Here is a 12,027-nt window from a genome sequence, read left to right on the forward strand (position 1 = left end):
TTTTACCTCCTACTTATCCGTATTGTGATAATATCCAACTAATTTTCCCATTATCTTTATATCGCCAGTTTTTACTACTATAGGCGGGTAATTCCTATTGCAGGGTTGTAAAATTATTTCGTGCTCATTTATATAAATTTTTTTGAGTGTCGCTTCGTTATCTATAAGGACTGCCCCAACTTCGCCATTTTCAACCATTGGCTGTTGTCTTAGAAAAACAAGGTCGCCTTCGTGAATACCCATATCAATCATAGAATCTCCTTTTGCTTTTAGGATAAAATCTGCTTGGGGTAGGTTTTGATCTAGCATAAAGTAGCCGTCATAGTTTTCTTCTGCGAAGATTGGCTCTCCACAGGCTATAACTCCTAAAATGGGAATCTTTTTTAATTTTTCTGGGAGGATGATTCCAGGAATGTCACTTAAATCTTTTTCATCATCCCATCCCATTAGGTAGGCTGGGGATACGTCTAAGGCTTTGGCCATGGCTTCTATTCTGTCTGATGGAATATTCGTTATAACCTTAGACTCGTACTTGTGAATTGTCACTTTGCTAACGCCAACCTTTTTGCCTAATTCTTCTAAAGTCATTCCCTTTTCTAACCTTTTTTTATTTATCCTATCACCAATAGTAATAATCATAATCCACCTCCTATAATAAGTGTATCATAAAGTTACTTAATAAACAACACAAATTAATAAATTTTTATAAAAAATTACTTGACAATTAACATTTTATGTGTTACCTTATAGTTAACAGAAAGGAGGGATATAAAAATAATGATAAAGATAAACAAATTAAAAGCACGTTTTGTAGAACAGGGATACACCCAACAAGATATAGCTAAAGAGCTTGGTATAACTGATGTAACGCTATCTAGAAAGTTAGCTAAGGGGGTTTTTAACTCAGATGAAATATATAAAATGATTGCTATATTAAAAATTGAAGATCCAACAGAAATTTTTTTTGCAGAATAAGTTAACTAATAAGTAACAATAAATAAAAATTTTAGGAGGTAGAGGTATGGAAAAGTTAGTTTTTAAGAAAGTAAAGAATTGGGGGCCTGCTAAGGAAGCTTTATGGGTTCCTGAAGATATTGCGGGTTCTGTTAAGGCTCTTGCAGAGGAGGCAAATATATCTACTAAGACTATTACTTGTGAGCTTCTTGCTTTTGCTATAAAGCATATTGAAATTGTTGAATAGGTGAGTAAAAAAGGAGTGTAAATATGAGAGATTTAAAAAGAGAAGAATTATTGGAGTTAGGGTTTAAAGAGGGATACCGCTATGCCCTTGGAAGATTTTTATTTCTAAAACTTACAGATGACGATGGCGATATTGATTATTGTCTTAGATGGTATGAAGACACACCTAAAATAATGCTGATTGATTTATTTTTACTCGATTCATTTAAAACTATAAGTGAAGAAGAATTTTTAAAAGGCTATATTTCAATACCAAAAACTGTAATTGAAAAATACAAGGAAATTATGAAGAAGTTGGAAAAGTAAAGGGGGGGAAGTTATGGAATACAGAAGATTTGAGCTAAAAGATGATACAAAAGAAAATCGAGATAAATTTGAAAGGTTATTTGTTGAAAAAAATTTATCTCGAGAGGATGTAGTTTTTATTGTTGATCAGGTTCGTTTGAGTAGTGCTCTATTAAAGAATCAAGGGATCTCTTAAGTTCTGATAGTGAATGAACGGTTTTTTGTTCTTTAATGTACATGCCGTTTTTAATGTTCCAGACATAGATTGTAAAATTGAGATTTTTAACACGGTTGTTATTCATTCCAGAAATCTCAATGTCGTAGTAGTCATTAATTTTATAGTATCCACAAAGCTCTCCATCAATAACTTTTGATGAGAAATCTTTGCCAAGATATTTTAAAGTTTCCTGGAATGTTTTTGTTGGTTTTATTGTACTGCTCATATAATCACCTCCTTTAAGGAGATTATATCAAATAAAAAAATAAGAAGGGAGAAACATATTGGAAAAATTTGAAGCTGGCGGGGTTTATCGTGATGATGGGGTTGAAATTGAGGTTTTGAAGAGGACTGAAAAAGAGATTTCTTATAGGTTTACTAGTCCTTGTTATTTAGAGATCAATACTAAAAGAATTTTTAGGAGAAGGATCAAAAATTATTATAAAGGCTCTGAGTGTGTGTTTTTAGATGGCTACTGGTCTTTGCCATGTATTTATGCGGACAGGAGAGTTAATTGCTAGAGGAGGTAGAGGTATGGAAGATAAGTTAGTTTTAAAACCTAAGGACAAGCTTTTAATCGATACTAAGGAATTATGCCAAGTCCTAGGTATTGGAACAAACACAGCCAGGGAACTTATAAGAAAGCCAGATTTTCCAGTCTTGTATGTAGGAAATAGGGCTAGGGTTGTTGTTTCTAAGCTAGATAAGTGGCTGGAAGATAATGTGGGAGCTGATATTGGATGATGGAATCTTATAGGGATTGTGCTAAAAGAAGAAAGGTTAAAAGAAGAAGGCATAGGATCCATGAATTTATCGTAAATTTGATTGAGGTTTTGGGAATTGTTCTAGGTATGGTCTTATCTATTACGGCTATGCACTTCATTTTAAAACTGGTATGGATTGTTTATGCAGTATATAAAATTAATTAAAAGGGGGAGAGATATGACAATTAAGTTAGAGTTTACTTTCGAGAATGAAAGGGAAGTTGTTGAATTTTTAAAGGGCAAGGATTTTAAGGGCGAGAGTGTCACAAAGGCTATAGATTGTAAGGATGTTTTAAAGGAGATTGAAGATAATAAAAAGGCTGTAGCCGTACCTACAAGTGAAACTGCCTACACTTTCCCGCAGCTACAAAAGGCGGCTGCAGAGCTTGCAAGGGCAGGTAAGAGGGATGAGCTAAAGGATATAATAAATTCTTTTGGAGCTGCTGCCATAACTGATATTCCTGAAGATAGGTATAATGACCTTGCTTTAAAGATTCGTGAAGCTGGGGGTGTTATTTAATGCCAGAAGTTCATGCGAGGCTATCTGCATCGGGTTCTAGCAGGTGGCTTAACTGCCCAGGGTCTGTAAGGCTAGAGGAGGAGTTTCCAGATACTACTTCTCCTTATGCCTTGGAGGGTACTTTGGCCCACTCGATTGGAGAGCTTAAGTTAAAGGAGTTCTTTATGCCTGATTTGGATAAAAAGAAACTTAAAAAGTCTTATGAGGGCTTTAAACAAAGTGAATTTTATTCTAAGGAAATGGAAAATTATACTGATGATTATTTTAATTATGTGAGGGGTCTTTCCCTATCTTTTAAAGACCTTCCATATGTAAGTGTAGAGGAACGTGTTGATTTTTCCAATTGGGTTCCTGAAGGTTTTGGGACTTGCGACTGTATTATGATTTTTGGAACTGACATGCACATTATTGACTTAAAGTATGGCAAAGGCGTTCCTGTTAGTCCTGTGGGTAATAGTCAACTTATGCTATATGCTCTTGGTGCTTATAACTCTTATGGAGATATTTATAATATTGAGACTGTAACTATGCATATCGTACAGCCAAGAGTTGATAATACAGATAGCTACTCTATGGTTTTATCTGACCTCTTAGCTTGGGGCGAGGGGGTAAAAGTTATTGCCAAAAAAGCATATAACGGCTGTGATGAGTTTAATCTTGGTGATCACTGTAGGTTTTGCAAGGCTAAGAGTAGGTGTCCTGAAAGGGCAAGGGAAATGTTTAAGGCTGTCCAGAAGTTAAAGCCTATTATGGATAGTGATATTGGCCTTATCTCAAATGAGGATATAGGAAGGTATCTTAAGGAGACTACAGGTCTTATTGACTGGATAAATGATTTAGAAGAGGAAGCTCTTTCAAGTATCTTAAAGGGCGAAGAGATACCAGGTTACAAGGCTGTTGAAGGTAGGTCTATTAGAAAGTTTAAAGATACGGACAAGGCTATGAGCCTTCTTGAAGGTGCAGGCTATGATGAAGCTATTCTTTATGAAAGAAAACCTCTTTCTTTATCGAAGCTTGAAAAGCTTGTTGGTAAGAAGGAGTTTGAAAGTGTAGTAGGATCTGAAATTATTAAACCGCAGGGCAAGCCTACTCTTGTTCCTGAAAGTGATAAAAGAGATCCTTATGTTAAGGATCTGGGATTTGAAAATTTAGAAAATATTTAGGGGGGAAATTATTATGTCAAAACAATTTACAACAAATTTAGTGAGATTATCATACGTTAGTGTTTTTCAGCCGAGAGAAACTCCTCAAGGCACAAAGAAGTATTCTGTAACTTGCCTACTTCCAAAGAGTGACAAGGCTGGGTATGACGCACTTATGAAGGCTATAGGGGATGTGTACCAAGAAAGTAAGGACACTGTTTTAAAGGGGATTGCTAAACCTAAGATTCCAGTACATGACGGAGACGGTGTAACAAGTACTGGGGCTGAGTTTGGGCCAGAGTGTAAGGGCAACTGGGTATTTACTGCAAGTGCAAATGAAAGCTATCCACCATCTGTAGTAGACCAAAGGGTTCAGCCTGTTATGAACCAAACTGATGTATATAGTGGCTGTTGGGGTCATGTGGCAATTAGCATTTACGCATACAATAATCAAAGTAAGGGGATTGGTTTTGGTCTTAATGGGGTCCAAAAGGTTAAGGATGATGAACCTTTAGGATTTTCATTTAATGCAAATGACGCATTTAGTACTGTGGAGGGTTCTTCAGATGATTCTGATTTTACTCCAATGGAGGAAGTGGATCCATTAACTGGTCTACCTTTAGGAATGTAGGATACGTAGGGGCAGAGATGCCCCTTTTTTAAAAAGGAGGCATAGTTTTGAAAGATTTATCGATTGATATTGAAACCTATAGTGACGTTGATATATCGACTAGTGGACTTTTTAAGTACTCTATGGATGAAAGCTTTGAGGTTTTATTATTTGCCTACTCTATTGATTTTGGAGAAGTTCAGATTGTGGATTTAGCGAGTGGTGAAGAAATTCCTCTTATAGTGCTATCTGCCCTTGCTGATGACTCGGTAATTAAGCACGCATATAATGCAAGTTTTGAGTATAACTGTTTAAAGAATTATGGATTTGATGTAGGCCGTAGGATGTCCTGGAGGTGCTCTATGCTCCATGGTATGTATCTGGGATATCCTGCTGGTCTTGCAGCGATAGGAGAGGCTTTAAATTTAGATGAGGACCAAAAGAAATTAAGAACTGGTAAGGCTTTAATAAGATATTTTTGTGTACCTTGTAAGCCTACGAAAGCAAATGGAGAAAGAACAAGAAACCTACCTACTCATGACCTGGAGAAGTGGGAGCTTTTTAAAGAGTATTGTAAGCAGGATGTTGTTACTGAAATGGAAATTTATAAGAGGCTTGAGCCTTTTGAAGTTCCTGAAAGGGAACATAAAATTTGGGCACTTTCTGATGCTATGAACGCTCGTGGTATTTTAGTTGACTTTGACTTGGCCCTTGGGGCAATTCATATAAACGATATCTTGACTCTTGAACAAGAAAACAGGGCAAGGGAGATATCCGGACTTGATAATCCAAACTCTGTTGCTCAAATCTTGCCTTGGTTACAAAAGTATTATCCAGAAGTTGACAATGTGAGAAAGGTCACGGTGAGTGAACTTCTTGAAAGGGAAGATTTGAAAGAGGAAGTAAGGGAGTTCCTGGAACTTAGGCAGGAGCTTTCTAAGACTTCAGTTAAAAAATACGACTCAATGAAAAATTGTGCTTGTACTGATCACAGAGTTAGGGGAATACTCCAAGTATATGGTGCAAATAGGACTGGACGCTGGGCAGGTAGGCTTGTTCAGGTTCAAAATCTTCCTAGAAATTATATTAAAAATCTCGAGCTTGCAAGGGAGCTAACTAAGGAAGAAGACAAAGAGCTTCTGAAGTTATTATTTGGAGATGTGACGGACACTATAAGCCAGCTTATAAGAACTGCATTTATTCCTGAAGGGGATAAAAAATTTATTGTCTCTGACTATTCGGCGATTGAAGCTAGAGTTATTGCTTGGCTTGCTGGAGAAAAGTGGGTAGAGGAAGTTTTTGCCACTCATGGAAAGATTTATGAGGCTACTGCTAGTCAGATGTTTGGAGTTCCTATTGAAAAGATTGTAAAGGGTAATCCTGAATATTCTCTAAGACAAAAGGGCAAAGTCGCAACTCTTGCTCTGGGATATCAAGGCGGAGTTAGTGCACTAGTTGCTATGGGGGCTGATAGGATGGGTCTTTCCATGGAAGAGATGGAAGATATAAAAGACAGGTGGAGAGCCGCAAATAAAAATATTGTTAGTCTATGGTATGAGCTTGAAAGAGCTTGTGTTGATGCGGTTGAGACCATGGAGGTCCAAAGGGTAAGGTGCCTTGAGATTGAGTATGTAAAGGATATTATTTATGGTCATAGTTTTTTAAGAATTAAGCTTCCATCTGGAAGGGCCCTTTATTATCCAGAGCCGACACTAAAAGAAAATCAATTTGGTAAGATGGCGGTTCATTTTATGGGGATTGGGACTAATAGAAAGTTTAAATCTGAGTCGACTTATGGGGGCAAGCTTACGGAAAATGTGGTTCAGGCCATAGCTAGAGACTGCCTGGCAGAACTTCTTTTAAAGCTTGATGAAAGATATCCAGATGACCCTGTAGTTATGCATATACATGATGAGGTTGTACTGGAAGCTAGAAGTTGCGTAAGTGTTGATGAGGTGAATAGCGTTATGGCAGAGCCTATAGCTTGGGCACCTGGTCTTATTCTTAAGGGTGCAGGCTTTGAAAGTGGGTTCTATATGAAGGATTGATGTAGATGATTAATGATAGAAAAATTGTAATATCTGTCGGGGCTAGTAGAAAGTCAATTAACTGGCAAAGACAGGAACTAAATTTCAGTGACTTTATTGGGAGGCTTAAAAAGCCTATTAGGTCAACGGAAACTCTTGAGACGTATCTTAAGATGTCTAAGACAAAACAAGACGAATTAAAGGACATTGGGGGCTTTGTTGGGGGTTCTCTTAAAGGCCTTAGACGTAAAAGTGACTCGGTAGAGTTTAGAGATTTAATTACATTAGACTTTGACAATATAATCTCTGGCGGGACTTCAGAAGTAATTAAAAGGGTAATGACTTTAGGTTGTTCTTATGTAATTTATTCTACAAGGAAGCACGCATCATATAAGCCAAGACTTAGGATAATTCTACCGACTGACAGGTCTGTAAGCCCTGATGAGTATGAGCCTATTGCAAGGTTTATGGCAAAGACTATTGGTATTGAGATGGCAGACCCGACTACTTTTGAAGCATCAAGATTAATGTACTGGCCTAGTTGTAGCTGTGATAGTGAGTATGTTTTTAAGTATGAGGATAAGCCACTTCTTTCTGCAGATGGGATTTTAAATAAATATGATGACTGGAAGGATATTTCATCATGGCCACAGGTTCCAGGGAGTGAGGTTTCTCATAGAAAGCTTATTACAAGGCAGCAAGACCCCACTAGTAAAAATGGGATTATCGGGGCTTTTTGTAGGACTTATGATATATATTCTGCCATGGATGAGTTTATCCCAAAGGCTTATGACAGTACTGGAGAAGACAACAGGTTTACTTATATGGGCGGTAGTACAACAGGTGGGGCTATTGTATATGAGAATGGAAAGTTTTTATATTCTCACCATGCTACTGATCCGTGTGGTGGACAGCTTGTAAACTCCTGGGACCTTATAAGACTGCATAAGTTTGGGAACCTTGACATTGATGCAGCAGAAGGAACTCCTGTTGCGACCCTACCCTCTACAAGTGCCATGAAGGAACTTGCTAGGGCTGATGTAAATGTTACTGCTTTACTTAATAAGGAAAGGCAGGAGGAGTCAAAGACTTTTTTTGATGCTCTTGGCCAGGAGAATTTGGAAGAGGACACTGATGATTCCTGGAGGGAGATTTTAACTTATGATAACCAGGGCAAGTGTGAGAAGACTATTTCTAATATCTGTTTAATCCTGGAGAATGACCCTAATTTCAAGGGTAAGATATTTTTTGATGAGTTTGGAAATAGGGGTATGGTTGACCTACCTTTACCGTGGGAAGATGGAAGTGGATCTAGGCTGTGGGGGGATTTTGATGATGCCCAGCTTACTTTGAGGCTTGAAAAGGAATATGGAATTACTGGTAGGGATAAGATTGAAAATGCGATAAAGGTTGTAGCTTTTAATAATAGGAGAAATGCAGTTAAGGATTACCTGGATAGTCTTTCCTGGGACGGCAAGGAAAGGGTCGAGACTTTACTCGCTGATTATCTTGGGGCGGAGGACAATTTATATACTAGAGAGATTATAAAAAAAGCTTTGGCTGCTGCTATTGCCAGGGCGATTTCTCCAAACGGTGTTAAGTTTGATAATATGGTTGTTTTTTCTGGACCGCAAGGAATTGGTAAGAGTACTTTTCTGGCTAAGCTTGGGGGCGAGTGGTTTAATGACTCCCTATATACTTTTGAGGGCAAGGAAGCGGCAGAATTACTTCAAGGAACTTTAATAATTGAAGTTGGAGAGTTGTCTGCTATGACTAAGGCTGAAGATGAAACTATAAAGCAGTTTCTTTCTAAGACCCACGATATTTATAGAGAAGCCTATGGAAAGAGGGTTCAGAAGTACCCAAGACGTTGTGTATTTTTTGGAAGTACGAACTCTGAAAGCTTTTTAAAGGATCCTACAGGGTCAAGGAGGTTTTGGCCAGTTCGTGTTGGAGAGAATCCAAAGAGAAAAGATATTTTTAAAGATTTGGATATGGAAGTTGATCAGATATGGGCTGAAGCCTACTTTTACTACATGCTGGGCGAGCCTTTGATGCTTTCAGAGGAGGCTGAAGGCCTGGCGGAGAAAATGCAGGAAGATTATCGTGAGATAGATCCTAAGGAGGGAGCTATTGTGGAGTTTCTGGAAAGGAAGATTCCAGAGAACTGGTATGAGATGGCAGTTCAAGACCAAAGGGCCTTTTACAATAATCGTTTTTTGGGGTCTGATGAAGTGGGACTTGTGGAGCGTGAGAAGGTGTGCGTAGCTGAGGTTTGGCAGGTCTTATTTGGTGGGGATATGAAGTATTTGAAAAGAAGGGACAGTAATGAAATTGTGGGTATCTTGACGGCATTAAAGGGCTGGAAAAGGAATAAAAACGTTAGGCGTTATGGTGTTTATGGAGCTCAAAAAGGGTTTGAGAAAAAGAAAATATATAATATTTCGGATTATAAAAACAAGCAGAATTATTAATTTGGTGTAAACCAAGTTAAAAAAAGATGGTTTACAGTTGGTTTACGTCTCAAGAGGGGTGTAAACCAACTAATGACAACTTGGTTTACACCTAAACGCTGTAAATTACAAGGTTATAAGCATAACGTAAACTATCTAATACCTTATTCTATATGAGTGTAAAAATATAGAGTATATAGGATAATATAGGCTAATAATAGGGTCTATATTATCTATATTATCTATATTTTAGGGTTAACTATACGCGTATGGGGAAGTTGGTTGCCACCCTTAGAAAATTTTTAAAAGCAGGTGGGGAATGTTTGAAAAACAGGTAGAGAAATTTTTAAAAGATGAGATAAAAAAATTAGGTGGGATATGCTATAAATTCGTAAGTCCTGGTAATTCAGGTGTGCCTGATAGGATAGTTATTCTTCCAGGTAGGGTCTATTTTGTAGAGCTTAAAACTGAAAAAGGCAGGCTTTCTCCTATTCAAAAAAGGCAGATTAAAAAATTAAGTGATCTTGGCCAGAAAGTTTTTGTTTTATATGGAATGGAAGATGTAAGAAAATTTATAAATATTCTAAAGGGGGTTAACCATGCCTAAAAAGAAGTATAATTTCACTTGGTGTAATAAAGAAGTACTAAGGTATGAAAGCAGTGTTAAAAATAACAAACACATTTTTTGCTGTAACGAATGTAGGAGTAAATTTCTAAGTAAGAAGCATAATCCTGATGGCTATATTAAGCATCCGCATTTAAGTGAATACAATTTAAAAAATAATCCTACACATCCAGTTATTAATGATTTTTCTGTAAAGATGAAATTGAGAGATGCCAGATTAGGTTCAGGAGAAGGAAAGTCTTATAAAAAGATATTCGGTAGACATGAACATCGAATAGTAGCTGAAAGGATTTTAGGAAGGGCTTTGAAAAAAGGCGAAGTAGTTCATCATATTGATGGGGATAAACGAAATAATTCTATTGACAATTTAATGATTTTTGATAGTCAATCAGAACACATTAAATGGCACTTAGAGAACGATGAGAAATATAAAAATAGGAGGTGATGCCAAAATGTGTTTAAAAAATGAACTGAGACTTCACGAATACCAAAAATATTGTATGGATAAAATAATTGATAATGATTCAATCGGACTTTTTTTAGACATGGGTCGGTCTAGGTAAGACTTTAATATCTTTAACTGCTATTAAGGATCTTATGTATAACAGGTTTGAAGTTAATAAGGTTTTAGTTATAGCACCTAAGAAGGTGTCGGAAGCTACCTGGCAAAATGAGATTAATAAGTGGCCAGAACTTAGAATTCTTAGATATTCAACTGTTCTTGGGTCTAAAAGTCAAAGGATAAAGGCATTAAACACGCCAGCAGATATTTATATTATCAATCGTGACAATGTGGTGTGGTTAGTCGACTATTATAAAAATTCTTGGCCATTTGATTTTGTGATTTGTGATGAGTTTTCAAGCTTTAAAAATCACAGTTCAAAAAGATTTAAGGCACTTGCAGCAGTTAAGCCGCATATAAAAAGGGTGGTAGGTCTTACAGGTACGCCAAGCCCAAATAGTTTACTTGATTTATGGAGCCAAGTTTATTTACTTGACGGAGGAGAAAGGCTTGGAAAATCTTTTTATAGCTATAGGGGGTCATTCTTTGAGGGGGACTATATGGGATATAGCTATAAGCCGAGGGATTTTGCAAAGGAAGAAATACTACAAAGAATTAGTGATGTTTGTGTTTCTATGAAGGCGGAGGACTACCTGGAACTTCCTGAATGTGTGGAGAATATAATTCCTGTAAAACTTGATGCAAAGGCACAAAAAGCCTATTCCACTATGGAAAGGGATGCAGTCTTGGAACTTGAGAATGCTGAAGAGATTGATGCAACAAGTGCAGCGGCACTTTCTACTAAGCTTTTACAACTTGCAAATGGGGCGGTTTATGATGAGGATAAGAATTATCATGAAATACACGACTGTAAGATAGAGGCTTTTATGGAGACACTTGAACAGCTTCAAGGGCAAAATGTTTTAGTATTTTATAATTTCAAACATGATCTTGATAGACTTATAAAAGTTTTAGGTAAAACAAAATTAAGTTTTAGAAAACTTGAAGGGCCAGAGGACCAGAAGGATTGGAATGAAGGAAAAATAAACGTGTTACTTACGCATCCGGCAAGTTCTGCTTACGGACTTAACTTACAACAAGGTGGCCACCACGTAATATGGTTTGGTCTTAATTGGAACTATGAACTATATATTCAGGCGAATAAGAGATTACACAGGCAAGGACAAAAGAGTTCTGTTATAGTCCATCATCTAGTGACTAAAGGGACAAGAGACGAGGATGTGATGGAAGCTTTGAGAAGAAAAGAGGATTCACAAAATTATGTGCTTGAGTCTTTAAAGGCAAGAATTAAAAGAATTAAGAGTGAAATTTAAGGGGAGATTGATATGAAGTTTGAAGATTTACGAGAAAAAGTTTTAGATTGGGCCATGGATAAGGATCTTTTACACGAAGAAAATGCAGAAAAGCAGTTTATGAAGTTTATGGAAGAGGTTTTTGAGTTTAAGGTAGAGATGGTTGAAAATAAAGAGATTAATAAGGATCCAGAGGTTACTAGTGAGTATAAGGAGTTTGCAAGGCATAATTTAATGCTTGAGATGGGAGACGTTTTTGTAAGTCTTATTATTTTGTGTAGGCAATTAAATTTAGATCCCGTTAAGTGTTTGGAGCTTGCCTACGATAAGATCAAGCTTAGGGAGGGAAAGACTATCGACGGGACTTTT

At 37.0% G+C, this 12,027-nt stretch carries 16 protein-coding genes; 14 read left to right on the plus strand and 2 right to left on the minus strand.

Going from position 1 to position 12,027, the window contains the following annotated elements:
• Positions 1-9 precede the first annotated feature (9 nt).
• On the minus strand, positions 10-639 hold the full coding sequence (gene lexA, locus VLK81_RS02175; protein WP_324618874.1) for a transcriptional repressor LexA: 630 nt from the start codon (positions 637-639) through the stop codon (positions 10-12).
• A 138-nt stretch (positions 640-777) separates the two neighbouring features.
• Between lexA and VLK81_RS02180 the strand changes: the two genes are divergently transcribed.
• Genes VLK81_RS02180 through VLK81_RS02190 form a run of 3 tightly spaced genes read left to right on the plus strand, consistent with a single transcriptional unit; the run spans position 778 to position 1,506 of the window.
• Complete coding sequence (locus tag VLK81_RS02180) at positions 778-975, plus strand: DUF739 family protein (protein WP_324618875.1); 198 nt, start codon at positions 778-780, stop codon at positions 973-975.
• A gap of 46 nt (positions 976-1,021) precedes the next feature.
• A complete protein-coding gene (locus tag VLK81_RS02185; protein ID WP_324618876.1) occupies positions 1,022-1,201 on the plus strand; it encodes a hypothetical protein in 180 nt (59 codons plus the stop codon).
• 23 nt (positions 1,202-1,224) lie between these two features.
• On the plus strand, positions 1,225-1,506 hold the full coding sequence (locus VLK81_RS02190; RefSeq protein WP_324618877.1) for a hypothetical protein: 282 nt from the start codon (positions 1,225-1,227) through the stop codon (positions 1,504-1,506).
• A gap of 116 nt (positions 1,507-1,622) precedes the next feature.
• On the opposite strand, the gene VLK81_RS02195 is transcribed toward VLK81_RS02190, so the two are convergent.
• On the minus strand, positions 1,623-1,928 hold the full coding sequence (locus tag VLK81_RS02195; RefSeq protein WP_324618878.1) for a hypothetical protein: 306 nt from the start codon (positions 1,926-1,928) through the stop codon (positions 1,623-1,625).
• A 58-nt stretch (positions 1,929-1,986) separates the two neighbouring features.
• Here VLK81_RS02195 and VLK81_RS02200 point away from each other — a divergent pair, with 58 nt between their 5' ends.
• The 11 genes from VLK81_RS02200 to VLK81_RS02250 all read left to right on the plus strand — a co-directional run.
• The gene (locus tag VLK81_RS02200; protein ID WP_324618879.1) at positions 1,987-2,223 is read left to right on the plus strand and encodes a hypothetical protein; all 237 of its coding nucleotides are present in this window, start codon (positions 1,987-1,989) and stop codon (positions 2,221-2,223) included.
• A 13-nt stretch (positions 2,224-2,236) separates the two neighbouring features.
• Positions 2,237-2,446 (plus strand): helix-turn-helix transcriptional regulator, encoded by a 210-nt coding sequence (locus VLK81_RS02205; RefSeq protein WP_324618880.1) that lies wholly within the window; start codon positions 2,237-2,239, stop codon positions 2,444-2,446.
• Between the two features lie 198 nt (positions 2,447-2,644).
• Entirely contained in the window at positions 2,645-2,986 is a 342-nt protein-coding gene (locus VLK81_RS02210; RefSeq protein WP_324618881.1) for a hypothetical protein, read from the plus strand.
• Entirely contained in the window at positions 2,986-4,149 is a 1,164-nt protein-coding gene (locus VLK81_RS02215; RefSeq protein WP_324618882.1) for a DUF2800 domain-containing protein, read from the plus strand. Before VLK81_RS02210 ends, VLK81_RS02215 begins: the two co-directional genes overlap by 1 nt.
• Before the next feature lie 13 nt (positions 4,150-4,162).
• Positions 4,163-4,759, plus strand: a complete 597-nt coding sequence (locus VLK81_RS02220) for a DUF2815 family protein (RefSeq protein ID WP_324618883.1) — start codon at positions 4,163-4,165, stop codon at positions 4,757-4,759.
• Between the two features lie 47 nt (positions 4,760-4,806).
• Entirely contained in the window at positions 4,807-6,786 is a 1,980-nt protein-coding gene (locus tag VLK81_RS02225; RefSeq protein WP_324618884.1) for a DNA polymerase, read from the plus strand.
• 5 nt (positions 6,787-6,791) lie between these two features.
• Entirely contained in the window at positions 6,792-9,239 is a 2,448-nt protein-coding gene (locus VLK81_RS02230; protein WP_324618885.1) for a virulence-associated E family protein, read from the plus strand.
• 298 nt (positions 9,240-9,537) lie between these two features.
• Positions 9,538-9,825, plus strand: a complete 288-nt coding sequence (locus VLK81_RS02235) for a VRR-NUC domain-containing protein (protein ID WP_324618886.1) — start codon at positions 9,538-9,540, stop codon at positions 9,823-9,825.
• Entirely contained in the window at positions 9,818-10,288 is a 471-nt protein-coding gene (locus tag VLK81_RS02240; RefSeq protein WP_324618887.1) for an HNH endonuclease signature motif containing protein, read from the plus strand. Before VLK81_RS02235 ends, VLK81_RS02240 begins: the two co-directional genes overlap by 8 nt.
• Positions 10,289-10,440: 152 nt before the next feature.
• Positions 10,441-11,679, plus strand: coding sequence for a DEAD/DEAH box helicase (locus VLK81_RS02245; protein WP_324618888.1), 1,239 nt, complete (start codon positions 10,441-10,443; stop codon positions 11,677-11,679).
• Between the two features lie 12 nt (positions 11,680-11,691).
• Positions 11,692-12,027, plus strand: a 336-nt coding sequence (locus VLK81_RS02250) for a MazG-like family protein (protein WP_324618889.1), incomplete at its 3' end; no start/stop codon positions are given.

Source organism: Citroniella saccharovorans, assembly GCF_035481615.1.
Taxonomy (GTDB): Bacteria; Bacillota; Clostridia; order Tissierellales; family Peptoniphilaceae; genus Citroniella; species Citroniella saccharovorans.

Bases quoted from the DNA above. Each gene is read 5' to 3' on its own strand.
- VLK81_RS02230 (WP_324618885.1), top strand. From the start codon at position 6,792: ATGATTAATGATAGAAAAATTGTAATATCTGTCGGGGCTAGTAGAAAG.
- VLK81_RS02205 (WP_324618880.1), top strand. From the start codon at position 2,237: ATGGAAGATAAGTTAGTTTTAAAACCTAAGGACAAGCTTTTAATCGAT.
- VLK81_RS02210 (WP_324618881.1), top strand. From the start codon at position 2,645: ATGACAATTAAGTTAGAGTTTACTTTCGAGAATGAAAGGGAAGTTGTT.
- VLK81_RS02215 (WP_324618882.1), top strand. From the start codon at position 2,986: ATGCCAGAAGTTCATGCGAGGCTATCTGCATCGGGTTCTAGCAGGTGG.
- VLK81_RS02195 (WP_324618878.1), bottom strand. From the start codon at position 1,928: ATGAGCAGTACAATAAAACCAACAAAAACATTCCAGGAAACTTTAAAA.
- VLK81_RS02245 (WP_324618888.1), top strand. From the start codon at position 10,441: ATGTATAACAGGTTTGAAGTTAATAAGGTTTTAGTTATAGCACCTAAG.
- VLK81_RS02220 (WP_324618883.1), top strand. From the start codon at position 4,163: ATGTCAAAACAATTTACAACAAATTTAGTGAGATTATCATACGTTAGT.
- VLK81_RS02185 (WP_324618876.1), top strand. From the start codon at position 1,022: ATGGAAAAGTTAGTTTTTAAGAAAGTAAAGAATTGGGGGCCTGCTAAG.
- VLK81_RS02235 (WP_324618886.1), top strand. From the start codon at position 9,538: ATGTTTGAAAAACAGGTAGAGAAATTTTTAAAAGATGAGATAAAAAAA.
- VLK81_RS02190 (WP_324618877.1), top strand. From the start codon at position 1,225: ATGAGAGATTTAAAAAGAGAAGAATTATTGGAGTTAGGGTTTAAAGAG.
- VLK81_RS02180 (WP_324618875.1), top strand. From the start codon at position 778: ATGATAAAGATAAACAAATTAAAAGCACGTTTTGTAGAACAGGGATAC.
- VLK81_RS02240 (WP_324618887.1), top strand. From the start codon at position 9,818: ATGCCTAAAAAGAAGTATAATTTCACTTGGTGTAATAAAGAAGTACTA.
- lexA (WP_324618874.1), bottom strand. From the start codon at position 639: ATGATTATTACTATTGGTGATAGGATAAATAAAAAAAGGTTAGAAAAG.